Raw genomic sequence first — 25624 nt, 5'->3', positions numbered from 1 at the left:
GAATGACCGGTTCACCCTTTCGCCTGAACGGCAGAAACGCAGTTTTTACACGAACATGTTTGTTTTTCCAACCGCTTTGGCCATTGACTGTGTCCGTGCCGCTCGGCACGTGTGCTCCACCTCCCCAGAACTCCCACGCACTAGGAGACACCGCATGACCAAGCCCCGCCGCCTGGCGCTCATCGCCGGCGCAGCGATCGCCGTGAGCGCCCTGCTCGCCGGCTGTTCCGGAGGCGGGAACGCCGCCCCGAGCAACACGGACGAGATCGACTACGCCCTGCCCGCGAACTTCACGCCGAACTGGATCCTTCCGATCGGCACCGCCGCGCACCTCAACACGAACAACGGCTCCATCGCCCAGTCGCTGTACGAACCCCTCGTCGCGTACGACGGCTCGACCGGCAAGATCGCGTGGAACAAGGCGGGCTCCGTCGCCACCGACGCGAAGTTCGCCGACGACGGCAAGAGCGTCACGATGACGCTCGGCGACCGGCACTGGTCCGACGGCGAGGCGATCACGAGCCGCGACGTCGGGTTCTGGTTCAACCTGATCAAGGCGAACAAGGACCAGTGGGGCTCGTACTCGAAGGGCAAGGCGCCGGACAACTGGACGTCGTTCAAGGCCGTTGACGACACGCACTTCACGATCACGTTCGACAAGGCCTACAACTCGGACTGGATGCTCGCCAACCAGCTGAGCCACATCATCCCGCTGCCGCAGCACGCCTGGGACAAGACCAGCGCGAGCGCGAAGGTCACGAACGCCGACGAGACCACGGCCGGCGCGAAGCAGGTCTGGAAGTACCTGAACACCGCGGCCGGCAAGATCTCGGACTACGCCACCGACGACCTGTGGAAGACCATCTCCGGCCCCTACGGCGTGAAGACGTTCACCACCGCCGGCAAGGTCACCCTGACGGCGAACACGAAGTACGACGGCGGCGAGAAGCCCTCCATCACGACCGTCAACCTGCTGCCCTTCACGACGGCCGACGCCGAGGTGAACGCGGTCCGCTCCGGCGAGGTCGACTACGGCTACATCAACGCCACGGACATGGACCAGGAGTCGTCCTTCACGGCGAAGGGCTACGAGGTGAAGCCCTGGACCGGCTGGGCCATCACGTACATGCCGTACAACTTCAACAACCCGGACATGGGCGCCGTCTTCAAGCAGCTGTACGCCCGCCAGGCCGTGCAGATGTCGATCGACCAGAAGTCGCTGTCGAAGGTCGTCTTCAACGGCACCGCCACCTCGACCTACGGCCCGATCCCGCAGGCGCAGGAGTCCGACTACGTCTCCGACGTGCAGAAGGACAACCCGTACCCGTTCAGCACCTCGAAGGCCAAGGACCTGCTGACCAGCCACGGCTGGGAGGAGCAGGGCGGCACCATGGTCTGCACCGACCCCGGCACCTCGGCCAGCCAGTGCGGCGAGGGTGTGAAGGACGGCACGAAGTTCACCATGGGCGTGCTGTCGCAGTCCGGCTCGACCGTGACCGACAACATGATGAGCGCGATCCAGTCCTCGCTCGCGAAGACCGGCATCGGCTTCACCATCAAGACCGCGCCGGTGTCGAGCGTCCTGTCGCAGACCCCGACGTGCACGAGCGACGAGGCCAGCTGCGACTGGGACCTGTCGTTCTTCGGCACCGCGGGCAGCTGGTACTTCCCGGCCTACCCGACCGGTGAGTCGCTGTTCCAGACCGGCGGATCGGCGAACTTCGGCAGCTACTCGAACAAGCAGGTCGACGACCTGATCGACGCGACCACCACCTCGACCGACGCCACCGCCGTGCAGGACTACAGCGCCGCGGTCGCGAAGGACCTGCCGGTGATCTGGCTGCCGAGCCCCGACTACCAGATCTCGGTCGTCAAGAAGGGCCTGTCCGGGTTCGACCAGGACTCGCTCGCCAACTTCCACCCGGCTCAGTGGAAGTGGACCAAGTAGGTCGCTGACGCGACCATCCGCGGAGGCGCGGTGCGGGTCCGACCCGCACCGCGCCTCCCGACCGGCTCACGCAACCATCCGAACGACGGAAGCAGCATGACCACAGTCCTCTACCTCACCAGGCGCGTCCTGCAGGCGCTCGCGGTGATCCTCATCGTCACGATCGTGGTGTTCTGCCTGCTGCACGCGCTGCCCGGCGGACCCGCACGCGGCGTCCTCGGCGTCTCCGCGACGCCCGCGCAGATCACCGCGTTCAACCAGTCGCAGGGACTCGACCAGGCCCTGCCCGTGCAGTACCTGCGGTTCCTCGGACGCCTGCTCACCGGCGACCTCGGCACCTCGTACACGCTCAACGAGCCGGTCTCGCAGCTCATCGCCGAGCGCCTGCCGAAGACCCTCGTGCTGACCGGCATCTCCGCTGTGCTCGGGCTCGTCATCGCGATCCCGGTCGGCATGCTCCAGGCCGCCCGCCGCAACGGTGCCGTCGACTACGCCGCCACCGCGCTGGCCTTCGTCTTCTACTCGACGCCCGCGTTCTTCCTCGGGCTCCTCCTGATCATCGTCTTCAGCCAGCAGCTGCCGTGGCTGCCGTCGCAGGCGCCGAGCGGCACCACGCTGGCCGAGGTGTTCCAGGACCCGGCCGGGCTCGTCCTGCCCGTCGTCACCGGAGCGCTCGCGATGATCGCCGTGTTCAGCCGGTACATGCGGGCCTCGACGCTCGAGAACCTGCAAGAGGACTACGTCCGCACCGCGCGCGCCGGCGGAGCGTCGACGATGACGATCCTGCGCCGCCACGTGTTCCGGAACTCGCTGACGCCCGTCGTCGCGATGCTCGGCTACTACCTGCCCGTGCTGTTCGGCGGCGCACTCGTCACCGAGCAGCTGTTCAACTACCCCGGCATGGGCCTGCTGTTCTGGAACGCCGCGCAGTCGTCGGACTACCCGACCCTGCTCGGTTGCGTCCTCGTCATCTCGATCGCCACCGTCATCGGCACCCTGCTCGCCGACGTGGTGCAGTCCTTGATCGATCCCAGAGTGAAGGCGGACCGCGCATGAGCGCCGTACAACTGGCACCGGAAGCCCCGGGCGCTCCCGTCACCGTCGCGGCCACCGGGTTCCGGCTCGCCGCCCGCCGGTTCCGGAGCAACACGCTCGCCGTGATCGGCCTGGCCGTGATCGTCGTCATCGTCCTGTTCTGCTTCGTCGGACCGTTCCTGTACCCGACCGACCAGACCCACACCCTGCTCGAGCAGGCGAACCAGGGACCGAGCGCGGCGCACTGGCTCGGCACCGACGCCGTCGGCCACGACGTGCTCGGCCGGCTGATGTACGGCGGCAAGGTGTCCCTGATGGTCAGCATCGCCGCCGGGGTCCTGGCCACCGTCGTCGGCACCCTGTGGGGCTCCGTCGCCGGCTACGTCGGCGGCTGGGTCGACGCCCTGATGATGCGCGTGGTCGACGCGGGCATCGCGATCCCGGCGCTGTTCATCCTGCTCGTCATCTCGGCGATCACGACCCCCGGTGTCGCCGGGCTCATCCTGATCCTCGGGCTGGTCTCGTGGCTGGTGCCGTCGCGGTTGATCCGCGCGGAGACCCTGACGCTGAAGAACCGCGACTACGTGCTCACCCTGCGCGCGATCGGCGGCTCGCACGCCCGCGCCATCGGCAAGCACCTGCTGCCGAACTCGGTGTCCACGATCGTCGTCGCCGCCACCTTCCAGGTGGCCGACGCGATCCTGCTCGTCGCCTACGTCTCGTACCTCGGGCTCGGCGTGCAGCCGCCCGCGACGGACTGGGGCGGCATGCTCTCGGCGGGACTCACCGCCGCGTACTCCGGACACTGGTGGCTCATCGTGCCGCCGGGTCTGGCCGTGATCCTGATCGTCTGCGCGTTCAACGCCGTGGGCGACGGACTCCGGGACGCCTTCGACGTGAGGGGCCGCTGATGACCACCGAACCGATCCTGCAGACGACCGACCTCGGCGTCTCGTTCAGCACCGAGTCCGGCACCGTGTCGGCCGTCCGGGGCGTGTCCCTGACGGTCGCACCCGGCGAGACGCTCGCGCTGGTCGGCGAGTCCGGCTCCGGCAAGTCCACGGTGGCGCTCGCCGCGATGGGGTTGCTGTCCGGCAACGCGACCGCGACTGGCAGCGCGCTCGTCGCCGGTCACGAGGTCGTCGGCGCTCCCGAACCGTCGCTCCGCGCGCTGCGGGGCTCGACGGTGTCGATGGTCTTCCAGGAGCCCGCGACGGCCCTCGACCCGCTCACCCGGGTCGGCGCGCAGATCGCCGAGGTGATCCGGAACCACCGCACGGTCACCGCCGCGCAGGCCGCGACCGAGGCCGTCGACCTGCTCCGTCGCGTCGGGATCCCGTCGCCGGAGCAGCGGGCGCGGTCGTTCCCCTTCCAGTTGTCCGGCGGGCAGCGGCAGCGTGTGGTGATCGCGATGGCGATCGCGAACTCGCCGAAGCTGCTCATCGCCGACGAGCCGACGACGGCACTCGACGTGACGGTGCAGGCCGAGATCCTCGAGCTGCTCCGGAAGCTCGCCGTCGACACCGGCACCGGCGTGCTGCTCGTGACGCACAACATGGGGGTCGTCGCGGACTTCGCCGACCGCGTCGCGGTCATGCTGCAGGGCGAGATCGTCGAGACCGGCAGCGTCGAGGACGTCCTGCTCCGTCCGGAGCACGACTACACGAAGCGGCTGCTCGCCGCGGTGCCACGGCTCGAGACGCCGGCGTCTTCGCCCGACGCCGCCGAGTCGGCGAGACGCCTCCAGATTCAGGGGCGTGATGCGCAGACGCCGGCGTCTTCCGAGCTGCACGAGTCGGGTGCGGCGGCCGGGAGGCCCGGGGCGGCCCCGGTGGTCGACCTGCGGGACGTCACGGTGACGTTCGGGCGCGGGGCGCGCGCCGTCCACGCGTTGCAGGGGATCGACATCGCCGTGCACGCGGGCGAGACGGTCGGCCTGGTCGGCGAGTCCGGCTCCGGCAAGTCCACCGCGGCCCGGGTGGCGCTCGGGCTGGTCACACCGACGTCCGGCACCGTGTCGCTGTTCGGGCAGGACCTGCGCAGTGCCCGTGGGCGCGATCGGCGGGCCCTCCGGTCCGGCATCGGCGTCGTGCTGCAGGACCCCGTGGCCTCGCTCGACGCCCGGATGTCCGTGGCGGAGTGCATCGCCGAACCGCTCGCCGTGCACCGCCGCGGGATGCCGTCGGCTGATCGTCGTCGCCGGATCGACGAGGTGCTCGACGCCGTCCGGCTGCCGCGGTCGCTCGCCTCGCGTGCGCCCCGGGAGCTGTCGGGCGGTCAGCGTCAGCGGGTCTCGCTCGCCCGCGCCCTGGTGCTCGAGCCGCGGTTGCTCGTCGCCGACGAACCGACCTCGGCGCTCGACGTCAGCGTGCAGGAGACCGTGCTCGAGGTCCTCGGCGAACTCCAGGACGACCTGGGGTTCGCGTGCCTGTTCGTCTCGCACGACCTGGCCGTGGTGCAGCACTTCGCCGAGCGCGTCGTCGTGATGCGCCAGGGCGTCGTCGAGGAGCAGGGCACCACCGGCACGACGCTGCTGCACCCCACCACCGACTACACCCGACGCCTGCTCGCGGCGGTGCCCGTGCCGGACCCGATCCTGCAACGGCAGCGCCGGACCGAACGCCTCGCCTCGCTCGCGGCGGTGACCTCGTGACCCGGGTGATCGCCGGCGTCGACGTGGGCGGCACGAACACCAAGGTCGTCCTGACGACCCCCGACCTCGAGGTCATCGACCGTGTCGACCTGCCGACGCCCGCCCACTCGGGCGGGGCGGCGATCGTGACGGCCGCCGTCGGGGCGGTGACGGGCCTGCTCGTCCGGCACCGGGCCTCCTTGGCGGGTGTCGGGGTGGGCGCGGCCGGCGTGGTCGACGCGACCACCGGAACGGTCCTGGTGACGGGCAACTCGTTCACCGGCTGGGCCGGTTACGGCGTGACCAACGCGGTCCACGACGCCCTCGGCGTTCCCGCGACCCTCGACAACGACGTGAACGCGTTCCTGCTCGGCGAGATCGCGACGGGCGCCGTCGTGGGGGAGTCCGACGTGCTCGGCATGACCCTCGGCACCGGGGTCGGCGGGGCCCTCGTGCTCGGTGGACAGCTCTTCGCGGGGCCGCGCGGCGCCGCCGGCGAGATCGGCCACGTGCCGGGCTTCGGCGATGCGACCTGCACCTGCGGACAGATCGGTCACCTCGAGACCATCGCCGGCGCCCGCGGCATCGCCGACCGGTACGCCGAACGGTCCGGGCGACGGCTGTCGGCCCGCGACGTCGCGGTCGCGGCGCGTGCCGGCGACACGGACGCCGCTGCCGTCTTCCAGGCCGCGGGGTGGGGACTGGCGCGCGCCGCCCTGCTCACCGCGGGGATCCTCGACGTCACCACGATCGTCATCGGCGGCGGCATCGCCCGGTCGTGGGACCTGCTCGAACCGGCGATCACTGCGGCGATCGCGGCCGAGCCACCCGTCAGCGGCGCGACGATCCGGCTGGCGCAGTCGACCCTCGGGTCGGACGCGGTGGCGCTCGGTGCGGCGGCGCAGGTGCGGGCGCTGGTGCCGGAGGTCGAGCCGGCGTAGGCGGGTGCCGGGTCAGCGCACCCAGACGACGATGCCGCGCAGGTCGTGCAGGACCGCCGCGAGGCCGGCGCGCAGCGCACGGTCGGCGCGCTCGTCGGTGAAGGTCGACGGGTCGTAGTGGCTCGACGGGCCGAGCCCCTCGCCGCGGAAGCCGCCGCCGGTCCAGTCGGTAGCGGTGACGTTCGACGTCGGCTCGGCGACCTCGGCGCCGACGACCAGGAACTGCTGGTGCAGCGCCGTCGGTGACACGGCGGCGAGGGGGTCGACCATGTGGTTGCCGACGCTGATGACCAGGTCGGGCTCCGCGGCGACCGCACGGGTCACGGCGGCGATGCGGTCGTCGGGGTCCTTCGCCGTCACCGTCGTGACGGAGACGTCCTCGTCCGACGCCCACGACTCCACGGCGTCGACGAGGGTGCGGGTCGGTGCACCGTCGGCGTCGCCGGCATCGGACAGCAGCACGACGTCGTAGTCGGCCGGAGCATGCACCCCGGACCACGAACCCGGCTGCGGGTGGATGGTGGCCTCGGGAGCCGGCGGCTGGGTCGGGTCGGAGAAACCCGCGCCGAGCGTGCCCGCCGTTGCGGACGGTCCCGCTCCGGTGCCGGTGCTGCTGCTGGTGCCTGTGCCTGCTCCTGCGCCGGTCGAGCAGCCGGCCAGCACTGCGGTGCCGGCGCCGACGAGGGCGACGGCGGTCAGCAGGGCGGTCGTCCGGGCGGTGCGGGTCACCGGATCATCGAAACACGCCGGGGTGGCCCGCCGGGCCGGTCGCGGTGGCTGTGCGGGACCTGGCCCGCTGCTGGTCACCACCTGTTCACCTGCCGGTCGTCCGGGGGCCGCATCGTCTGCTCGGTGATCTCCGGAACCACCGTCGCGCTGCTGCGCTCCCGCCCTGCCCGTCCGCGTCGTCCGTTCGCGCGCGTCGTCGCCGCGCTCCTGCTGCTCGGGGTGGTCGTGGTCGGCGTGCTGGGCGGGTCGTCGCCGGCATCGGCGCACGGCTTCAGCTCGGTGGTCTACGCGAAGGTGACGTCCACGAAGCCGACGGTCGTCCACGCGGAGCTCGGGCTCGAGTACGACCTGATGCTCGTGTCGGTCGCCACGAGCGAACACGACGACGCCCTCCACACGCAGGGCCAGACGGCGTGGGACGACGGGGACTTCCCCGGCATGGTGTCGGCCGCCGAGTCCCACACCGACACGATCGCGAAGTACGTGTTCGACCGGTTCTCGGTGACCGGCGCGGGTGGGCAGGCATGCACGGGTGTGCTCGGCGACCGCGTCACGGTCGACCTGCAGGACGAGGTGCCGTACGCCCACGTGTCGGCGGACTTCAGCTGCCCGGAGCCGTCGGAGACACAGACCGGGCACGTCGTGACGTCGACGCTGTTCCCGGACAGCGAGACCTTCGTCCGCGACACGAAGACGATCGTCACCTACGACGTGGACGCGAAGCAGGGGTCGGCGACGCTCGACGCCTCGCAGCCGTCCTTCTCGACCGAGCAGTCCGCCGGGCAGCGTTTCTGGGAGTTCTTCCGCCTCGGCGCCGAGCACCTGCTGTCCGGGATCGACCACATCCTGTTCCTCGTCGCGCTCATCGCCGGGTCACGGCGCCTGCGCGAGGTGGTCTTCACCGCTTCGGCCTTCACGATCGCGCACTCCATCACGTTCATCCTCGCCGCGCTCGGAGTGGTCAGTCCGCCCGCGATCGTCGTCGAACCGCTCATCGCGCTGTCGATCGCCGCGGTGGCCGGCTGGTACCTGTGGCGGCTCTGGCGGCGACGGTCCAAGGCCGACGAACTCGTGGTCGGCGAGCACGGGCACTTCTCGCTCGACCGTGCCGGCTGGACGCGGCTGGTCGTGGTGTTCGCGTTCGGACTCATCCACGGGCTCGGGTTCGCCGGCGCGCTGGGCATCCACGAGGCGTTCTCGTGGCAACTCCTCGTGTCCCTGCTCATCTTCAACGTGGGCATCGAGGCGGTGCAGCTCGCGATCATCGTCATCGTGTTCCCGCCGCTGTCGCTCCTGCGGCGGAAGGCGCACCGTGTCTCGCTGTGGGTGACGGGTGTGGTCACCGCCGGGGTGTTCGTGATGGGGATGATCTGGTTCGTGGAGCGGCTCGCAGCGGGATGACGGCGGTCCGTTCCTGAACAGCGACGACTTGTCACTCAGCGTTTACCAAGACTTTTTGCAGGGCATGCAGAGTCTTCCGTGCTGCACCATCCCTCGTCTGAGAAACGGACCACCATGAGTCTCCTGTCCGGCGCCGCGTCACGGCGCAGAACCACCACCCTCCGCGTCTGCGGAGCCGTCCTCGGAGCCGCGCTCATCGCCGGTGCCTCGATGGTCGGCACGAACGTCGCGTCCGCCGCGACGAACACCCCCACCACCAACATCTCGACCGGTGGCCCGATCCACATCCTGCTGGGCGTCGGCGCGACCGAGAGCCAGCGCATCGCCTCGTGGTACTTCCCGACGAACGTCGCGCAGTCCCTCGAGATCCAGAAGACGGGGTCGATGACCGACGGCGTCTTCACCGACGCCAAGACGACGATCGCCGCCTCGAAGGCCGCGAACACCGCCGCCGACACGAGCACGACCGACTCGAACACGAAGAACATCGCGGGCATCGCCGCCGAGTCGGGCTACATCAACGCCCACGCGACGATCTCGGACCTCGAGCCGAACACCTCGTACACGTACCACGTCGGTGCGGCGGACGGCTCGGCCTGGTCGGCGTCGTACACGTTCACCACGAAGAGCTTCTCCGGCGACTTCGACTTCCTGTTCTTCGGCGACCCGCAGATCGGTTCGTCGGGCTTCGTCGACGACGACGGTGCTGGCTGGGCCGACACCCTGAAGTACGCCACCTCGACCGAGCCGGACGCCGAGCTCCTCGTCTCCGGTGGCGACCAGATCGAGCACGCCAACAACGAGTACGAGTGGGGTGCGTTCGCCGACAGCAGCGACGTGCTCAAGCGGTACCCCTGGGCCTCGACCATCGGCAACCACGACGTGGGCGGCAAGGCCTACGAGCAGCACAACCAGGTGCCGAACTCGCTCAAGGTGCCGGACTTCTACCCGGGCGGCAACACCACCGCGAACTCGGGCGGTGACTACTGGTACATGTACAAGGGCGTCCTGTTCATCGACATCAACTCGAACGCCTACGCAGCCGGTTCGGACGCGGCCCACGTGAACTACGTGCGCGACGTCATCAACCGCTACGGCGACGACGCGAAGTGGACCACGCTCGTCTACCACCACTCGATCTACTCGCCGGCCGACCACGCGAACGACAAGGACAACCAGCAGCGCCGGTTCGACTTCACGCGTGCGTTCTCCGACATGGGCGTCGACCTCGTCCTGCAGGGCCACGACCACTCCTACTCGCGCAGCTACGCGATCAAGAACGGCAAGAAGGCCAACGTCAACGAGCAGCCCGCTGCTCCCGAGGTCTTCTCCGGCCCCGGCGGCGTCATCTACATGACGGCGAACTCGGCCTCCGGCTCGAAGTACTACGACCTGACCGCACCGGACGCCACCCAGGGTGGGTACGGCGCGGACCCGCTCGACCCGACGGGCAAGCGTCACTGGGCCAACTCGGTCGAGAACCAGGAGCACGTCCGCACGTTCGTGAAGGTCTCGGTCACCGACGACAAGCTGAACGTCGAGAGCATCCGCGCCGGTGACTGCGCCACGCTCAACGCGGCGGTCCAGCACGGCAACGTCGACAGCTGCGGCGTGACCCTCCAGCCGACGGCCACCGCCGACCCGGCCGCGATCGGTTCGACGGTCGACCAGTTCGACCTGCACGCCACGCTGCCGTCGACGACCACCAGCCTGTCGCTGTCCGCCGCCTCGCAGGCCGTCAACGCGGCGAAGCCCGTCACGGTCACGGCGACCATCGCCGGTGGCATCGGCAAGCAGCAGGGCACCGTGACGATCTCGGACGGCAAGAAGGTCCTCGGCACCGTCCCGGTCAAGGACAGCACCGCCACCATGGTGCTGCCGAGCGCCCTGGCCGTCGGCACGCACTCGCTCACCGCGAAGTTCGTCAACGCCGACTCGACGTTCTCGGGTACCGACTCGGCGACCGCGAAGGCCGCCACCGTCACCGTCACGAAGGCCCCGTCCCGCACGGCGCTCAAGTACAGCAGCGGCAAGGCGACCGTGCAGGTCAAGGCCACGGGCTTCACCGTGGACGGCACCGCGCGGATCTACCAGGGCACGAAGCGCCTGGCGACCGTCACCGTGCAGAACGGCACGGTCACCTCGACGCTCACGCTGAAGAAGGGCACGCACAACCTGCACGCCGTCTTCGCCGGGACCGACGAGCTCACGACGAGTACCAGCCCGGTGCAGTCGGTGGTCATCAAGTAGCACTCGCGCACCATCGAGGGCCCCGTGACTCCGGTCGCGGGGCTCTCGTGCGTCAGGCCTGTGCGATCGTGATCGCCACGTGCGTCAGGAAGCGGGTGCTCGCGTACGTGATCGGTCACTGGACTCGCTCGTGAGCGATCGGTGACATCCGCGTCCTGTAACCGGACGCTCACAGCGGAGGTGCTCGTGCGAGTCGACGGTGTGCCGGTCGGCGCTTTCGAGAAGAGCGCCGCCGGCGCGGAACGCGACGCGCCGCGGTTGGTGAACTGAGCGGACATCGGCCACGCGCTCGTGCCCCGTCGCGGCTACGCTCCACTCCACCGGGGCCAGGGGTGGCCCCGCCAGGGGATCAGGTGCACACCATGACGGCACGACGACGCACGACGGTCGGGATCGCGACCGCGTTGACACTGATCGGCGTGCTCGTCACGCCGGTCACCCCGGCGGTGGCCACTCCGGGCGACGGTGCGCTCACCGTCATGCTCACCGACCCGGAGAAGCGGCCGCTCGCGATGGAGGGTGTGGTCGTCGACCTCCGCACCCCGGACGGCGGGACCGCCGACTCGGCGACGAGCGACCGTCGCGGCCGGCTGACGTTCGACGCCGTCCCGGCCGGCACGTGGAGGCTGCACGGCGAGCGCGAGGGCTCGTACGGGTTCGACGATGTGATCCCGGCCGAGCGCACCGGCGTCACGGTCACCGCCGGCGGACACGACACCGTGGTGCTCGTGATGCGGCGGGGTGCCTCGATCGGTGGCACGGCCCACAACCCCTACGGGGCGGACCTGTCCGGCGCAGCGGTCGTGGTGCGGGGCTGGAACACCGGCACCGTGCGGCGAGCGGTCACCTCGCCCGACGGCCACTACTGGGTGCACGGGCTGCCGAGCGACGACTACAGCGTGCAGGTCAACGCGCACGACGAGACGCTCGACTCGTGGCCGGCGCTCCGCAGCGAGTCGTGGGGCTTCCACCGCGATCCGGGTGCCACGGCGGAGCGTTCCTACGTCCGAGTGGCACACCAGGCCGGCGGCCGCACCGAGACCGTGGTGGACGGCATCGACGCGAGCTCGACCGAGGGGGTCACGCTCACCGGGATCCTCAACCCGCAGCTCGACACCGACTTCACCGGCGCCGTCGTCCACGTGTACGGCGAGTCCATCGGCAGCACCTTCGACACGCACCTGAGCTACTGGTCGCCCGGTCGCGGCGGCACCTTCGGTGCGGTGCTGAGCGCCGGACGCTACAAGGTCGAGGTCGTCGGCTGGTCACCGAGCCAACGTCGGTACGTGTCGTACTGGTACGGCGGCGAGGGCAATCGGCCGGTCGCGGACCGCGCAGCATCGCACACGATCATCATCCGCGACGAAAGTCGCTCGATCTCGTTCTGGAGCACTCGCTGACGGCCGGGATCGGTGTCAGTTCGTGGGCTCCGTGATGCGCTCGCCCGTGTCCGGGTCCCACCCGAGGGTCCGCGGCTGGGCTGCGCGGGCGCGACGCTCGGCCTTCGGGAAGAACGCACGGACCGATGGCTGGTAGCTCAGGACGACGGCGACCACGACGGCGACCGGGCTGAGGAGCACCCAGAACGCTGCACCGTCCGCGACGCCGAACGCCACGTTGACGATCGTGAACCCCGCGATGATCGCGAGCCACAGTCGCGCGGTGCCGGAGCCGCGAGCCATCCGCGACGCCAGCCACAGGATCAACGCGGACCAGCCGAGGCCGAGGAGGACACCGAGCAGCGTGCCGACGAATCCGCCGCCGGCCGTGCGCAGGGCCTCGACGAAGGTCGGCACCGAGACGACGAGCCGCAGGAGCGTCGTGACCCACCAGATGACGACCGCGACCGTGACGATCGTCGGCCTTCGGTGCTGTGCAGTGTCCGAACCCATCGCTGTCCCCTCGTCGCCCGGGCGGGCACCACGATCCTAGCCAGCGCGAGGTCATCCTCCAGGACTATTTGCCGCGACCCCCGGCGTCCCTACTCTTGGCACCGGAGCGTGCGGTGGCGCACGCCACAGCACCCGGGGGAGAACCACCGTGAACCGTTCGCCGAGACGTCGTTCCACAGTCGCACTGCACGTCGCCTGTTCGGCGCTGGTCGCCGGAGCGCTCGCCGTCGGCGGCGCCGTCGTCGCCCTGCCGGCGAGTGCCGCACCGGCGAACAGCGGCGCGACCGCGAACGGCGCGACCGTCGCCGCTCCGGTGGCCGAGGGCGACGACTGGACGGTCACGACGACCGACGGCGGCTACACCGTCACCCTCGACCTCGACGAACCGCTGCCCCTCCGCGCGGCAGCGCCGGTGCTCGTCGTCGACGGCAAGGACATCGGTGTCGCGCAGACGAGCCTCGACCAGCGGCAGCTCACGGTCACGACGACCGACCCTGCCGTGGCCGATGCCGACTCCGTCGAGCAGGGGTGGACCGGCGACGCCGCTCGACGGGCGACCGGCGAGGCCGCGACCGCGCCGCAGGCTGCTCCCACCGAGGCGCCCGTGCCGCTCACCGACGACCCGTCCGCGGCCGGGCAGTACTCGGTGGTCCGGGCCGACTACGACCTGGGCGACGAAGCCGTGACCCTCGCCGGCTTCGGCGGTCGCAAGGGTGAGATGCGCGCCGCGGTCTTCCTGCCGAAGGACGCCCCGGGCAAGCGCCCGGTGGCGGTGTTCCTGCACGGCCGCCACGAAGCCTGCGTGGGCGGGACCCCGAGCCGCCGGGCCTGGCCCTGCGGCCCGGGGCAGACCGACATCCCGAGTTACCTCGGGTACAACGCCGCCGCGACGGTGCTCGCCAGCCACGGCACGGTCGTCGTCTCGATCTCGGCGAACGCGATCAACTCGCTCGACGGCACCCTGGCCGACGACGGCGGTGCGACGGCCCGCGGACAGCTCGTCCTCGACCACCTCAGCCTGCTGCAGCGTGCGGACGCGGGCCAGGAGCCCCGGCTGTCGCCGCTGCTCACCGGCAAGCTCGACCTGACCGACGTCGGGCTGATGGGGCACTCGCGGGGCGGCGACGGCGTCGTCCGTGCGGCGCTGCTCAACATGCAGCGCACGAACCCGTTCGGCATCAAGGCCGTCCTGCCGCTGGCACCCACCGACTTCGGGCGGATGACCCTGCCCGACACGAACCTGGCCGTCGTGCTGCCCGCCTGCGACGGCGATGTCTCCGATCTGCAGGGTCAGCACTTCTTCGACGACTCCCGCACGGCCTTCGGCGACGACGTCCTGCGCTCGTCGGTCCTGGTGATGGGCGCCAACCACAACTTCTTCAACACCACGTGGACCCCGGGGAAGTACCCGAAGGCGTCGTCCGACGACTGGTGGGACGAGTCGGACGCCGTGTGCGGCTCGAAGGCGAAGAAGACCACACGCCTCTCGTCCGACGCGCAGTACGCCGTCGGCACCAGCCTGATCAGCGGGTTCTTCCGTCTGACCCTCGGCGACGAGCAGCAGTTCCTGCCGATGTTCGACGGCAGCAACCGGCAGCCCGCCGCCCTCGGCAAGGCAGACCTCCGCGTCAGCGCATCGCTGCCCGGCTCGAGCCGTCGTGACCTCGCCGTGTTCGACCACAAGGACCCGGCGATCACCACGACCGGGTCGATCACCTCGGCGACGTGCGCGAGCACGGACTCGCTGCCGACGAAGCAGGGGCTGCCGGCGTGCGTGTCGATCTCGTCGAACGTGCCCGACTACACGCCCGCGTGGCTGGCCGCCTCGGTCCCGTCGACGCCGTCCTTGCACGTCACGCCGATCGGCGCGAAGTCCGGTGGGCAGCTCCACATCCCGGTGGCCGCTGGGTCCGCTGACTTCTCCGGCTTCCGTGCCTTGTCGCTCCGCGTCGCACCCGATGACACCACGTCGACGAACGCCGACGTCTCGGTGAGCATCCACGACGCGGCCGGTGCGGTCGCCACCCGGAAGCTGTCCGACGTCAGCCGTGCCGGCCAGCTGCTGCCCGGCACGCGGAACTCCCCGCGGAAGACCCTGCTGCAGCAGGCACAGATCCCGCTCGCGTCCTTCACCGGCGTCGACCTGACGACGGTGCGCGAGGTCACGATCGACGTCCCGAAGCAGAACGGCGGCGTCCTGCTGAGCGACGTGGCGCTGCTCCCCGCATCGACGCTCGGCACACCCGCCGTCACGGACCGACCCACCGCGCGGATCGCAGACCGGTTCGTCGACGAGGGCAGTCGCCGTGCCTGGGTCTCCGCCGCCGCCGTGCTCTCCCGACCGGCCGAGACGGCCACCACGGTGTTCTTCGACCTCGACCAGAGCTACGACAGCCGCATCCGACCGACCGTGCAGCCGGTGACCTTCCAGCCGGGCGAGGTGTGCAAGGCGGTCCGGGTCGCCGTGAACGGTGACCGGCAGCCGTCCGAGACCCGCACGTCCGCGTACCCGATGACGCTCAGCAACACCCAGGGCGGGTCGGTGATCGGCGACTCGATCGGGGCACTGACGATCCGCGAGGACGACGGCGTGCGCACCTGGAGCGGTCGTCCCGCGGCATCGGCGCCCGCGGTCGGCACCCCGGGCGACGCCTGCACCGAGGCCCAGGCCACCACGACCGCACTCACCACGACCCTCGGCAGCGCAAGCCGCCCCGGGACGATCGCGGTGTCGGGCAGTGGGTACCGAGCCGGTGAGTCGGTCGCGGTGAGCATCGACCGCACGAGCCTCGGCCGTGCGACGGCGGACGCGAACGGCAAGCTCCGCTTCAAGACCACGAAGGCGGGCACATCGGCGACCGGGTCGCACGTCGTGCACGCCCTCGGCTACGGCTCCGGTCAGCGTGGGCGGGGGACGTTCACGACCCGGTAGCCCGTCGCCGGACCCTTACCGGGCTCCCAGCCCACGGCGGGGTGTGGTCCATGCCCGACCGCGACGGTGGACCCATGTCAGGCACGTCGACCGTCACCCCCGTCCGTTCCACCCTGCTGTCCGCACGGCTGCGATCGATCGGCCGCAGCCGGACGGACCGGGCGCGGTGGGAGCGACCGGCGTTCCTCGGGCTGCTCGTGGCGACCGGGGTGCTGTACCTCGTCGGTCTCGGCGTGAACGGGTGGGCGAACTCGTTCTACTCGGCCGCGATCCAGGCCGGCAGCCAGAGTTGGGAGGCGTTCTTCTACGGCTCATCCGACGCCGCGAACGCGATCACGGTCGACAAGCCGCCGGCGTTCCTCTGGGTGATCGGGGTGTCGGTCCGCCTGTTCGGGCTGAACTCGTGGTCGATCCTCGTCCCCCAGGCGCTGATGGGCGTGGCCTCGGTGGCGATCCTGTACCGGATCGTCCGTCGCCGGTTCACGGCAGGTGCCGCGCTGGTCGCCGGAGCCGCCCTCGCCGTGACCCCGGTGGCGACGCTGATGTTCCGCTACAACAACCCGGACGCGCTCCTGACGCTCCTGGTGGTCGGGTCGATCGCGCTGACCCTGCGCGGTGTCGAGTCCGGACGGATGCGCTGGGTGGTCTGGGCCGGCGTGCTCGTCGGACTCGGGTTCCTGACGAAGCAGCTGCAGGCGTTCCTCGTGCTGCCGCCGCTGGTCGGGGTGTACCTGTACGCGTCGCCGCGGCCGGTGCTCCGACGCATCGGCCACCTGCTGGCGGCAGCCGTCGCCGTCGTCGTGTCGGCGGGGTGGTGGGTCGCCATCGTCGAGCTCGTGCCCACGTCGTCCCGGCCGTACATCGGCGGCTCGCAGACGAACAGCTTCCTCGAGCTCACCTTCGGCTACAACGGGCTCGGCCGGGTCACCGGCGACGAGGACGGCAGCGTGGTGCCGGGCGGAGGGACCACGGGGGCCGGGTCGTGGGGTTCGACCGGTCTGACCCGGCTGTTCGGCTCGGAGTTCGCGACGCAGATCACCTGGCTGCTGCCGACGGCCCTGGTGCTCCTCGTCGTCGCCGTGGTCGCGGTCGGCGTCCGGAAGCGCACCGACCCGAGGCTCGCCACGGTGCTGGTCCTCGGAGCGTCGCTGCTGACGACCGGCCTGGTGTTCAGCTTCATGGGTGGGATCTTCCACCCGTACTACACGGTCGCGCTCGCACCGTACATCGCCGGACTGGTGGGCATCGGGGCCGGGGTGCTCTGGCAGCGCCGTGCGGTTCTCGCCTGGCGGATCACGGCTGCCGTCACGGTCGCGGTGACGGGAGCGTGGTCGTTCCGGCTGCTCGACGAGACGGCCTCGTGGCAGCCCTGGATCCGGTGGGTGGTGCTGGCGTCCGCGGCTGTCGCTACCGTCCTGGTGCTCCTGCCGCCCCGCCGACGGAGCATCGGCGCAGCGACCGTGGCGGCGGTGCTCGTCACGGCGCTCCTCGGACCCACGGCGTTCTCGGTGCAGACGGCGTCCGTCGCGCACAGCGGCGCGATCCCCTCGGCCGGCCCGGCCGTCGCCCGCGGCACGGGTGCCGGCGGAGCCACCCCCGGCGGAACCACCCCCGGCGGGACATCGGCTGGAACGAACGGACCCGGTGGTACACCGCCCGGCGCGAGCACGGGTGGGAGCACGGGCGGCGCGACCCGGGCCGCCCCGGCCGGAGGCGCCGCGAACCTGCTCGGCGGCTCGACGGAGGTCTCGAGCGAGCTCGTCGACGCCCTGTCCGCCGACGCCGGTGACGCCACCTGGCTCGCCGCGACCGTCGGATCCAACAGCGCCGCGAGCTACCAGCTGGCGACCGGCGACCCGGTGATGGCGATCGGCGGTTACAACGGCACCGACCCCGCCCCGACGCTCGCGCAGTTCCGGTCCGAGGTCGCCGCCGGGGCGATCCACTGGTTCATCGCCGGCTCGTCCTCCGGGTCCGGCTCGACCACCACCTCGGACAGCACGACTGCCGACCAGATCACGGCGTGGGTCGCGGCGAACTTCACGTCGACGACCGTGGACGGTGTGACCCTCTACGACCTCACGGCCGCCTCGTGACCGACCCGCTCCGGTCCGGAGCGGGTCGGGTCGGGCGGCGTCCGCCGAAGTGCGGACTGGTGCAGCCCCCGAACGAGGGTCAGGATGCTGCCTAGTTGCACAGCGCAACGGTTCAGGTGCTTCCCGACAGAGGAGTCGTCATGAAGAAGTCCATCGCAGCTGCGTTCGCCGCGGCAGCCGTCATCACCGCAGGCGTGTTCGCCGCGTCACCCGCCTCGGCCCTGCCGGCCAGCACCAAGGTCGTCGGCGGCGAGAAGGCCCCCACCACCTCGTGGGCGGTCCAGCTCGAAGCGTCGGGCGGCTCCATCCCGTCCGGCTACGTCAGCAACTGCACCGGCGAGCAGATCAACGCCTCGTGGATCCTCACCGCCCGTCACTGCATCGACGGCATCGGTGCGATGAACGTCTACCACTCGAACTCCACCACCAACCGGGGCACCGCCGTCGCAGTCGACCGCGTCTCCGCCGCACCGGCCGGCGACATCGCGCTCGTCCACCTGAAGAGCGCCTACTCGCTGTCCACCTACGCCCCGCTCGACCTCACCGCGACCGCCAAGTCGAGCGGCACCGGCACCATCCAGGGCTACGGCCTCCGCGCGAACGCCACGCAGTCGGACGGCCTCTACCAGGCCACGGTCTCGCTCACCGGCGCGAGCACGGACGCCTACAGCGGTCGTGCCCAGCACCTCACCGGTGTGACGGGCGCCTCGAACCACGGCGACTCCGGCGGCCCCCTGCTCGTGAACGGCAAGGTCGTCGCCGTCTGCTCCACCGGTGACAGCGCCGACCCCGGCGCGAACACCAAGGCTGGCTCGAACTACGCCCTGCTGTCGCAGGCCTCGTCCTGGATCAAGACCACGGCCGGCGTCTGAACCAAGAGGCGGACGGGAGGCCCGTGGCGACGTCGCCACGGGCCTCCCGTCCGTCATCAGCCGTGTCCAGAGCGGCTGGTCGCCCACCCGCGTCGGGTCAGGAGTTGTCGATCACTCGGACGAAGTCGACCTTCATCTGCTGCGGGAACTGCGTCGTGCCGTCCGGGTACCCCGGCCAGCTCCCGCCGACGGCGAGGTTCAGCACGATGAAGAACGGCTTGTCGAACACCCACGGGTTGCTACCCGTGTCCGCCGGCGTGACCGTCTTGTACGCGACACCGTCGACCGACCAGGTGATCGATCCGGGCTTCCAGTCGACCGCGAACGTGTGGAACGTGTCCGCGAACGACCACCCCTGCGGGTGCTGGTAGCTCGACGTGATGCCCTGGTCGCCGGAGTACCCGGGCCCGTGGACCGTGCCGTGCACCGTCGCCGGCTCGTACCCGACGTTCTCCATCACGTCGACCTCGCCGGAGTTCGGCCAGCCGACCTGGGGCAGGTCGGCGCCGAGCATCCAGAACGCCGGCCAGATGCCCTGGCCGCGCGGGATCTGGATCCGGGCCTCGACGCGGCCGTACCGGGGTGTGTACTTGCCCTGCGTCGTGAGTCGGGCGCTGGTGTACGAGCCGTCGGCTTCGCGCTTCGCCGTGATGACCAGGTTGCCCTGCCCGTCGAGCGCTGAGTTGTCACGCGAGTCGGTGTACTCCTCGAGCTCGTTGTTGCCCCAGCCACCGCCTCCGGTCTCGTTCGTCCACGCCGATCGATCCGGTGCGCTGCCCGCGGCGCCGTCGAAGTCCTGCGACCAGACGACGTCGCCGTTCGCAGCGTTCGCGGGGTCCGCTCCCTGCAGGACAGGACCCGCACCGAGCGCGAGGGCAGCCGCTCCGGCGACCGTGAGTGCGACCAGTCGTCGCTTCCGATTGGTGTGCATCATCGATCCTCCCGGGATCAGTTGTACGAGGCGACGCGGTTCGGGGCGGTGTTGCCGGCTGGTGTCGGCACCGCACCTCCCACCCCGTTGATGACGCTCGAGATGGTGCCGGTGTCGCCGAGCGAGACCGTGACCAGGCCGTGCGCGCGGACGCCTGCGGTCTGCGGGACCTCGAACGCGCGGTCGGCGTGCACCGCGGGGTTCGTGTTGAAGAAGCAGTAGACGCCGCCGCCCCAGATCTCGTGGCTCGTCACGTTCGCCGCCACCTTGTAGGCGGCGTAGCCGGCGCCCGTCGGGCTCTGCCACGAGGCGTTGTCGGGCACGTCGTAGGGCATCTCGTTCTGGAAGAAGATCGTCTTGCCGTTGTTGCCGTTCCACTGCACTTCGTACTTCTGGTAGTGCTCGACGAACAGCCCGGTGGCGAGGACGTCGTTGCCGTTCACCTCGACGCCGGTCGCCCCGGTGTTCACGGCCCACCCGGTCGCCGCGCCGCCGTGGTCCGCGCGCCAGGCCCAGATGTGGTCGACGAGCGTGTCGTCGGCGTTCACCTGCAGCGTGGTCGAGGCCTTGCCCTGCACGCTCGACCCGACACGGAAGAAGACGTCCTGGATGCTCTGCGGGTCACCGGCGTGGTCGACGTGCGACCCGGACGTGCCGAGGCGGACCAGTTGCGCGCTGTTCTGCGTGCCCGCGTCGACGACGAGGTTCGAGACGTTCACCCCCGCGACGTCGGTCGAGGTCAGGACGGCGTTGCCCCTGGTCGGCACGAGGGTCGGGAAGCCGATTCCCGTCACGACGGTGTCCGCTCGGGTGACGTTGATCGCCGCGTCGAGCTGGTAGGTGCCCGGTGTGAAGAACAGGTTCAGCCCCTGGGCCAACGCGCTGTTGATGGTCGCCGCCGAGTCGCCCGGGTGGGCGACGTAGAAGTTCCGCATCGGGATGTCGGTGCCGCCGGTGTTCGGCCACGTGACACCGCTCGAGTTCTGCCGCAGCGACGGGACGAACACGTGGTACTTGTTCGACGAGTCGACGTACAGGTACGGCTTCTCCCGCGTCGTCGGGGTCGTGGCGAGCGTGGTGTAGCTCTTCGAGAAGTCGTTCGCGGGGGCGCCGTTCACGCCCGAGAACGTCATGTTCCAGTTGCCGCCCTGCCACGAGCCGATCGTGGAGTTCCGGGTGTACCACTGCTGCTGCGACCCGGAGGTCACCGTGCCGTCGACCTTGGTGTCGGCGATGTAGCCGCCCGACGAGTACCCCTGACCGCCGTCCTGGTTCGAGGGCCCCATCGTCAGGTTCCCCTTGATGTGCACCCGTCGCATCGGCGCGGCTTGGGACACCGCCCACCGGTCGGTGCCGCCCTCGGGGACGATCGCCACGTTCTCGACCGAGCGCCAGAAGTTCTGCGTCGCGTTCTTCTCGTCCCCTGCGTTCCACCCGGAGTCGACGTTCACGGCGCCGTTGATCGTCACGTCGTCGGGGTTCTTCCCCAGACCGGTGACCGACGTGTAGAAGCCGAGGTTCGCCCAGACGCGGCCGTAGCTGCCGGGCTTGAACAGGAAGGCGTGCCGCTGCGCGCCGAACTGTGCGCTCGTGCTGCGGAGCTGACTGTTGAAGGCTGCGTCGACGTCGGCCTGGATGGTCGACGCGGGCACCGAGGGATCGTAGATCTTGACGTTGCTCCCGAAGTCCGGGGTGTCGCTCGTCGTGACCGCCTGGGCGGAGACCGCGGGGACGAGGGCCCCCACGACACCGGCGCTCAAGGCGATCGCGACGAGCTGTTTCATCCGTCGTTGCATGATGCTCGATTCGTCATCGTGCGGCGTCGTTGCCGCACGGAACAGACCGTAGACCTGTCGGAGCGCACAGACAGTCGGGCGAAATGGGGACCAGCGGCGACCCCGTTGCGCGGCCGACGGGCCCCGTCACCGACGCTGAACGCACGTCCACGTGGGACGACGATGGTGGAGGCATGAGCCAGTACGACAAGCGCGACCCGAACACCCTCTACCCCGCCCCGCCGTACCCGAAGCAGGAGCAGTCGCTGCCGGGTGCCGCCTGGAAGATGGACCCGAAGCCCGACCACGGCGAGGAGAGCTACGTCGGCCGCGAGCGACTGACCGGCTACCGCGGGATCATCACCGGCGCCGACTCCGGCATCGGCCGCGCCGCCGCCATCGCCCTGTCGCGCGAGGGTGCCGACCTGGTGCTGTCGTACCTGCCCGACGAACAAGAAGACGCCGAACAGGTGCGCGACCTGCTCGAGTCCGAGGGACGTCGCGCCGTGCTGTTCCCGGGCGACATCTCGGATGAGCAGTACTGCAAGGACCTGGTGCAGAAGGGCGTCGACGAGTTCGGCGGCCTGGACACCCTGGTCATGGTCGCCGGCCGGATGGACAGCAACGAAGACATCCTGACCCTCGACACGTCGATGTTCGACTCGACGTTCAAGACCAACATCTACTCGCTGTTCTGGCTGACCAAGGCCGTGGTGCCGCACCTCGAGCCGGGCTCCACCATCGTGACGACCGGGTCGATCCAGGCATCGACGCCCTCGGCTGACAAGATCGACTACGCCGTGTCGAAGGGCGCGATCAAGCTCTTCACCGAGGCCGTCGCCCAGCAGCTCGCGCCGAAGGGCATCCGCGTGAACTCCGTCGCTCCGGGGCCGGTGTGGACACCGCTGCAGCCCGGGTCGGACGACGCCGAGACGGTGTCGCACTTCGGTGAGGGTTCGCCGTTCGGGCGTCCGGGGCAGCCCGCCGAGCTCGGTGCGGCGTACGTGCACCTGGTGAGCCCGGAGTCGAGCTACCAGTCCGGGTCGACGATCACGATCGCCGGCGGAACGCCCGCGTTCTGAGTCTCGGAGGTACTGACGTGTCAGGAGTGACGCACACCGTGCTGGTGGAGTGGGACGGTGCCGACCGGTCCTCCGACGCTTCGGCGCTCTCGCGCGAGCATCTGCCGCGGATCGACGGTGTGGATTCCGTGCAGTCGGGGACGAGCGTGAGCACCGAAGGGCTCGAGGGCGGGTTCCACTGGATGCTCGTGGTCCGGTTCCGCGACCGTGCGGCGCTTGCCGGGTACCTGCCGCACCCGGAGCACCAGCCGGTCGCGGAGTTCATCGGTGGGGCGAGTGCCCGGGTCGTGGTGTTCGACGTCGAGGACGAGCCGGAGGCGTCGGGCACGGACACGCGGTGCGCTCGGCTGAGCACCGGCTGATCGCGCTGGCGATCTTGGCGGAGTCAGAGACGCCCTTGTTCGTCCTCACCCGGGAGCGTCGTGGGAGCGATGCCCCCTCCGTCGACTCGGAGTCGGGCGTCGGCGACAGCCAGTGCCTGGTGCGCGGATGCTCGGAGCGGTGCGTCGGCAGCAGCGGCGGAAAGCGCGCAGTCCGCTACCGGATGCTGCGTAGGACGGCCGCTTCTTCTCGCGCGGTGAGGCCGGAACGGCGTGTCCGGTCGACGCCTCGTGCACGCTCGTCGGCGAGCACGTCGGCCAACAACTCCGGCAGCGGTCGCACCAGACCGCCGGCCTGGTGGAACGCGTGGCCCGAGCGCTGGGCGAACCCGACGTCCGACATCGGCAGCCACAGCGGCAACGACCGAGGACCTGCCCAATAGGCCACGTCCTGCTCGAGCAGTGCGTCATCCTCGACCTCGACGACTTCGCCGTCGTGGCCAGTCACGTCGACCACCATTCGGAAGAAGTCGCCCATGGGGATCGCAGCCCCGACTGCGTTGACAACGCCGACCCGCCCGGCACCTGCGGCTCGCACCACCCAGCGTGCGAGGTCGCGGACGTCGACGGCCTGGACGAAGCGGCCCGCGGTGGTCGGCACGAGCACCGGGCCGCTCCGGCTGAACCGCGCGGGCCAGTACCCGAACCGGTCGCTGGGGTCTCCTGGACCGATGATGAGTCCGGGCCGCGCGATCAGCAGTCGGGAGGAGAGGTGGGTGGACGCCGCCTGCTCCGCGGCGACCTTCGCGTCGGCGTACTGCACCAGGTCGAGCGGGTCGACGAGCGCTGCGGTCTCGTCGGCATCCACTTCGTCGTTCCGTGCGTACACCGAGACTGACGAGATCAGCGTCCAGTGCGCCGCGCGGTCGGCGAGGGCATCGAGCGCGGGGAGGACCATCTCGGGCTCGTGGGTGAGCTCGATCACCTCGTCCCAGTCGCCGCGGACCTGTTCGTACGCCCCGGGCGATCGACGGTCGACTCCGACCAGTCGGGCGCCGTCCGACACCGCACCGGACGTTCCCCGGGCGAGACACACGACCTCCGCGCCTTCGGCGATCAGTGCATCGACGATCGCTCGTCCGAGCCAACCGGTTCCCCCGAGCACCAGGACGCGTCGCATGGAGCCAGTCAACCGTCTCGATGAGCGCGGTGCGCGGCGGTCCGGAAAGCCACCGCGAAGGCGGCGACGGCGGCGACCGCATCAGCGGCGAGGTCGAACCGTGTCTCCTCTGAACCGGCCGTGATCGCTTCGGTGGCGTAGGTGACCGCACCTGCGGAATCGGGCCCCACGTACTCCCGGACCGCGGCGAGGAACTCCACGACGACCGGTGCTCCGTCGATGCTGACGAACCATCGCCAGCCGGTGTTCTCGTGGACCGGCACGAACGCAGCCCGGCCCAGAGCGGATTCGAGCCACCCGAAGCTATCCGCATCGCGGTCGTACTGCAACGCCAACGGCAGCAGCACGTCGACGTCGAGCGTGCCCTGATGGGGTTCGTCGCTGTCGACCAAGGTCTCGGGAACCAGCCCTCCCACGAGCACCATGTCCCGCCACCGCTCTCCGGCTGCGTCGAGGAGCAGCGCGTAGGCCTCGGCGGCACGGTCACGGCTTCGCCGTGTGCGGAGTTCGTCCGATGCCATCTCAGAACCCTACGGCGACGTCACGAAGGTGCTGGGCTGCATCGTCTCCGCACACGCCGTCGTGGAGCAGGTCAGCGTAGACGCGCACCGGCGATGCGATCGGGTGACCACCGCGCTGCTCGACCCCGGACATGACGTTCTGCGGTGCGTGGATGATCTCGACACGGTTCGACTCGTCGGCTCGCGTGAGGCCGGCAGCGGTGAGGCGGTCCTGCAGGTCTCGGCCCTCGACCGCGTCGCTGACGTAGCAGCGGAGCGGTCCCAGGACGGACGAGAACGGTGCGATGAGATCCGCAGCGAACCGACCGCCGAACGCCGCATCGCCGGCGAACGCATCGCTGATGGATTGCGCCGTCCGCTCCGACGCGCGGTGGAAGGAGTGGTACCGCGTGGCCTGATCCGCACGGCTCGCCTGTTCGGCCCACCTGTCGAGCATGGTGGTCGGATCGAGCAGGTGGCGTCGTGCGGACGGACCGCGACTGACCGGCGGCGGCTGCGTCCAGCGCATGCGGTCGAACTCCTGCAGCGCCGCGGTCACCGATCCCAGGGACCGTCCTGATCGTGCTGCCAACGTCGTGGTCCGGGGGATGCCCTCTGCGCGCGTGTGCACGTACCCGGTGAGTATCGTCTCCGCCACCGCGGCGATCGCCGGCGTCCACCGTGGAGCGTCGTCGTCCCGCGTCGGACGGCGTGCGGTCTCCGTCTGGTTCCGTTCGATGACGATGCTGCCGAGGTGCAGGTGGGCGCCACCGGACTCGGTCAGCCAGCTGACGTCGTCGGCGTCGAGCATCGCGCGCGCACCGGGGGAGATCGCCCGTGCTGCGACGACGATCGGCACGGCGCCGTCGAGGCGCGCATCGCGCATCGCTCGCTCGACGTCACGCGGGAAGCCGGCGCCGGCCCACCGCAGCTGGATCGGGATGCTCGCCCCGGGCGGCAGCTCGATGACCGCGTTGGCGCGTGAGTCTCCGGTGAGCACACGCACACCCGCCTGCGGCAAGGCGGATCGCACGAGCTGCAGCGCGAGTTTCTCAGTCGAGGGCACTTTCTCACTGTACAGTGAGAAACGCCATTCGATTGAGAAACC

At 70.3% G+C, this 25624-nt stretch carries 20 protein-coding genes; 13 read left to right on the top strand and 7 right to left on the bottom strand.

What is annotated here, in order from left to right:
* Positions 1–154: 154 nt before the first annotated feature.
* The 5 genes from ITJ59_RS02425 to ITJ59_RS02405 all read left to right on the top strand — a co-directional run bounded on the left by ITJ59_RS02425 (position 155) and on the right by ITJ59_RS02405 (position 6556).
* On the top strand, positions 155–1948 hold the full coding sequence (locus ITJ59_RS02425) for a peptide ABC transporter substrate-binding protein (RefSeq protein ID WP_194649539.1): 1794 nt from the start codon (positions 155–157) through the stop codon (positions 1946–1948).
* 96 nt (positions 1949–2044) lie between these two features.
* On the top strand, positions 2045–3004 hold the full coding sequence (locus tag ITJ59_RS02420) for an ABC transporter permease (protein ID WP_194649538.1): 960 nt from the start codon (positions 2045–2047) through the stop codon (positions 3002–3004).
* Complete coding sequence (locus ITJ59_RS02415) at positions 3001–3894, top strand: ABC transporter permease (RefSeq protein ID WP_194649537.1); 894 nt, start codon at positions 3001–3003, stop codon at positions 3892–3894. The genes ITJ59_RS02420 and ITJ59_RS02415 overlap by 4 nt, the downstream gene beginning before the upstream one ends.
* The gene (locus tag ITJ59_RS02410; protein WP_194649536.1) at positions 3894–5636 is read left to right on the top strand and encodes a dipeptide ABC transporter ATP-binding protein; all 1743 of its coding nucleotides are present in this window, start codon (positions 3894–3896) and stop codon (positions 5634–5636) included. Before ITJ59_RS02415 ends, ITJ59_RS02410 begins: the two co-directional genes overlap by 1 nt.
* On the top strand, positions 5633–6556 hold the full coding sequence (locus tag ITJ59_RS02405) for an ROK family protein (protein ID WP_323749372.1): 924 nt from the start codon (positions 5633–5635) through the stop codon (positions 6554–6556). The genes ITJ59_RS02410 and ITJ59_RS02405 overlap by 4 nt, the downstream gene beginning before the upstream one ends.
* A gap of 12 nt (positions 6557–6568) precedes the next feature.
* Here ITJ59_RS02405 and ITJ59_RS02400 read toward each other — a convergent pair whose 3' ends face one another.
* Positions 6569–7285, bottom strand: coding sequence for a hypothetical protein (locus tag ITJ59_RS02400; protein ID WP_194649535.1), 717 nt, complete (start codon positions 7283–7285; stop codon positions 6569–6571).
* Between the two features lie 123 nt (positions 7286–7408).
* Between ITJ59_RS02400 and ITJ59_RS02395 the strand changes: the two genes are divergently transcribed.
* The 3 genes from ITJ59_RS02395 to ITJ59_RS02385 all read left to right on the top strand — a co-directional run bounded on the left by ITJ59_RS02395 (position 7409) and on the right by ITJ59_RS02385 (position 12336).
* Positions 7409–8686 carry a HupE/UreJ family protein gene (locus ITJ59_RS02395; RefSeq protein WP_194649534.1) on the top strand — a complete coding sequence of 426 codons (1278 nt, stop codon included), beginning with the start codon at positions 7409–7411 and terminating at the stop codon, positions 8684–8686.
* Positions 8687–8800: 114 nt separating this feature from the next.
* Positions 8801–10936 carry an Ig-like domain repeat protein gene (locus tag ITJ59_RS02390; protein ID WP_194649533.1) on the top strand — a complete coding sequence of 712 codons (2136 nt, stop codon included), beginning with the start codon at positions 8801–8803 and terminating at the stop codon, positions 10934–10936.
* 362 nt (positions 10937–11298) lie between these two features.
* A complete protein-coding gene (locus tag ITJ59_RS02385; RefSeq protein ID WP_194649532.1) occupies positions 11299–12336 on the top strand; it encodes a carboxypeptidase regulatory-like domain-containing protein in 1038 nt (345 codons plus the stop codon).
* A 15-nt stretch (positions 12337–12351) separates the two neighbouring features.
* Here the strand turns inward: ITJ59_RS02385 and ITJ59_RS02380 are convergent, their stop codons facing one another.
* Positions 12352–12828: a hypothetical protein gene (locus ITJ59_RS02380; protein ID WP_194649531.1), complete on the bottom strand. Its 477-nt coding sequence runs from the start codon at positions 12826–12828 to the stop codon at positions 12352–12354.
* A gap of 148 nt (positions 12829–12976) precedes the next feature.
* Between ITJ59_RS02380 and ITJ59_RS02375 the strand changes: the two genes are divergently transcribed.
* The 3 genes from ITJ59_RS02375 to ITJ59_RS02365 all read left to right on the top strand — a co-directional run bounded on the left by ITJ59_RS02375 (position 12977) and on the right by ITJ59_RS02365 (position 18728).
* On the top strand, positions 12977–15760 hold the full coding sequence (locus ITJ59_RS02375; protein ID WP_194649530.1) for a hypothetical protein: 2784 nt from the start codon (positions 12977–12979) through the stop codon (positions 15758–15760).
* Between the two features lie 74 nt (positions 15761–15834).
* Positions 15835–17856 carry an ArnT family glycosyltransferase gene (locus ITJ59_RS02370; RefSeq protein ID WP_228510762.1) on the top strand — a complete coding sequence of 674 codons (2022 nt, stop codon included), beginning with the start codon at positions 15835–15837 and terminating at the stop codon, positions 17854–17856.
* Positions 17857–17996: 140 nt separating this feature from the next.
* Positions 17997–18728, top strand: coding sequence for a S1 family peptidase (locus ITJ59_RS02365; protein ID WP_194649528.1), 732 nt, complete (start codon positions 17997–17999; stop codon positions 18726–18728).
* Between the two features lie 97 nt (positions 18729–18825).
* Here the strand turns inward: ITJ59_RS02365 and ITJ59_RS02360 are convergent, their stop codons facing one another.
* Positions 18826–19659, bottom strand: a complete 834-nt coding sequence (locus ITJ59_RS02360) for a family 16 glycosylhydrolase (RefSeq protein ID WP_194649527.1) — start codon at positions 19657–19659, stop codon at positions 18826–18828.
* Positions 19660–19676: 17 nt separating this feature from the next.
* Positions 19677–21443 carry a hypothetical protein gene (locus tag ITJ59_RS02355; protein WP_194649526.1) on the bottom strand — a complete coding sequence of 589 codons (1767 nt, stop codon included), beginning with the start codon at positions 21441–21443 and terminating at the stop codon, positions 19677–19679.
* A 185-nt stretch (positions 21444–21628) separates the two neighbouring features.
* On the opposite strand from ITJ59_RS02355, the gene ITJ59_RS02350 reads away from it, so the two are divergent.
* Together ITJ59_RS02350 and ITJ59_RS02345 are read left to right on the top strand one after the other, a co-directional pair.
* Positions 21629–22516 (top strand): SDR family oxidoreductase, encoded by an 888-nt coding sequence (locus ITJ59_RS02350; RefSeq protein ID WP_194649525.1) that lies wholly within the window; start codon positions 21629–21631, stop codon positions 22514–22516.
* A gap of 17 nt (positions 22517–22533) precedes the next feature.
* Positions 22534–22878: a Dabb family protein gene (locus ITJ59_RS02345; protein WP_194649524.1), complete on the top strand. Its 345-nt coding sequence runs from the start codon at positions 22534–22536 to the stop codon at positions 22876–22878.
* Between the two features lie 175 nt (positions 22879–23053).
* On the opposite strand, the gene ITJ59_RS02340 is transcribed toward ITJ59_RS02345, so the two are convergent.
* The 3 genes from ITJ59_RS02340 to ITJ59_RS19530 are packed head-to-tail and all read right to left on the bottom strand — an operon-like array spanning position 23054 to position 25582.
* Positions 23054–24016: an NAD-dependent epimerase/dehydratase family protein gene (locus ITJ59_RS02340; RefSeq protein ID WP_194649523.1), complete on the bottom strand. Its 963-nt coding sequence runs from the start codon at positions 24014–24016 to the stop codon at positions 23054–23056.
* 8 nt (positions 24017–24024) lie between these two features.
* Positions 24025–24537, bottom strand: coding sequence for a hypothetical protein (locus ITJ59_RS02335; protein WP_194649522.1), 513 nt, complete (start codon positions 24535–24537; stop codon positions 24025–24027).
* A 1-nt stretch (position 24538) separates the two neighbouring features.
* A complete protein-coding gene (locus ITJ59_RS19530) occupies positions 24539–25582 on the bottom strand; it encodes a type IV toxin-antitoxin system AbiEi family antitoxin (protein ID WP_194649521.1) in 1044 nt (347 codons plus the stop codon).
* Positions 25583–25624 lie beyond the last annotated feature (42 nt).

The organism is Curtobacterium sp. VKM Ac-1393, assembly GCF_015350995.1.
In the GTDB taxonomy this organism is placed as follows: domain Bacteria; phylum Actinomycetota; class Actinomycetes; order Actinomycetales; family Microbacteriaceae; genus Curtobacterium.
The sequence above is the reverse complement of the archived record's forward strand: the minus strand, read 5'-3'. Positions and strand labels throughout refer to the sequence as shown.

Bases quoted from the DNA above. Each gene is read 5' to 3' on its own strand.
- ITJ59_RS02365 (WP_194649528.1), top strand. From the start codon at position 17,997: ATGAAGAAGTCCATCGCAGCTGCGTTCGCCGCGGCAGCCGTCATCACC.
- ITJ59_RS02350 (WP_194649525.1), top strand. From the start codon at position 21,629: ATGAGCCAGTACGACAAGCGCGACCCGAACACCCTCTACCCCGCCCCG.
- ITJ59_RS02335 (WP_194649522.1), bottom strand. From the start codon at position 24,537: ATGGCATCGGACGAACTCCGCACACGGCGAAGCCGTGACCGTGCCGCC.
- ITJ59_RS02355 (WP_194649526.1), bottom strand. From the start codon at position 21,443: ATGAAACAGCTCGTCGCGATCGCCTTGAGCGCCGGTGTCGTGGGGGCC.
- ITJ59_RS02385 (WP_194649532.1), top strand. From the start codon at position 11,299: ATGACGGCACGACGACGCACGACGGTCGGGATCGCGACCGCGTTGACA.
- ITJ59_RS02410 (WP_194649536.1), top strand. From the start codon at position 3,894: ATGACCACCGAACCGATCCTGCAGACGACCGACCTCGGCGTCTCGTTC.
- ITJ59_RS02360 (WP_194649527.1), bottom strand. From the start codon at position 19,659: ATGCACACCAATCGGAAGCGACGACTGGTCGCACTCACGGTCGCCGGA.
- ITJ59_RS02370 (WP_228510762.1), top strand. From the start codon at position 15,835: ATGTCAGGCACGTCGACCGTCACCCCCGTCCGTTCCACCCTGCTGTCC.
- ITJ59_RS02420 (WP_194649538.1), top strand. From the start codon at position 2,045: ATGACCACAGTCCTCTACCTCACCAGGCGCGTCCTGCAGGCGCTCGCG.
- ITJ59_RS02380 (WP_194649531.1), bottom strand. From the start codon at position 12,828: ATGGGTTCGGACACTGCACAGCACCGAAGGCCGACGATCGTCACGGTC.
- ITJ59_RS02390 (WP_194649533.1), top strand. From the start codon at position 8,801: ATGAGTCTCCTGTCCGGCGCCGCGTCACGGCGCAGAACCACCACCCTC.
- ITJ59_RS02340 (WP_194649523.1), bottom strand. From the start codon at position 24,016: ATGCGACGCGTCCTGGTGCTCGGGGGAACCGGTTGGCTCGGACGAGCG.
- ITJ59_RS02425 (WP_194649539.1), top strand. From the start codon at position 155: ATGACCAAGCCCCGCCGCCTGGCGCTCATCGCCGGCGCAGCGATCGCC.
- ITJ59_RS02415 (WP_194649537.1), top strand. From the start codon at position 3,001: ATGAGCGCCGTACAACTGGCACCGGAAGCCCCGGGCGCTCCCGTCACC.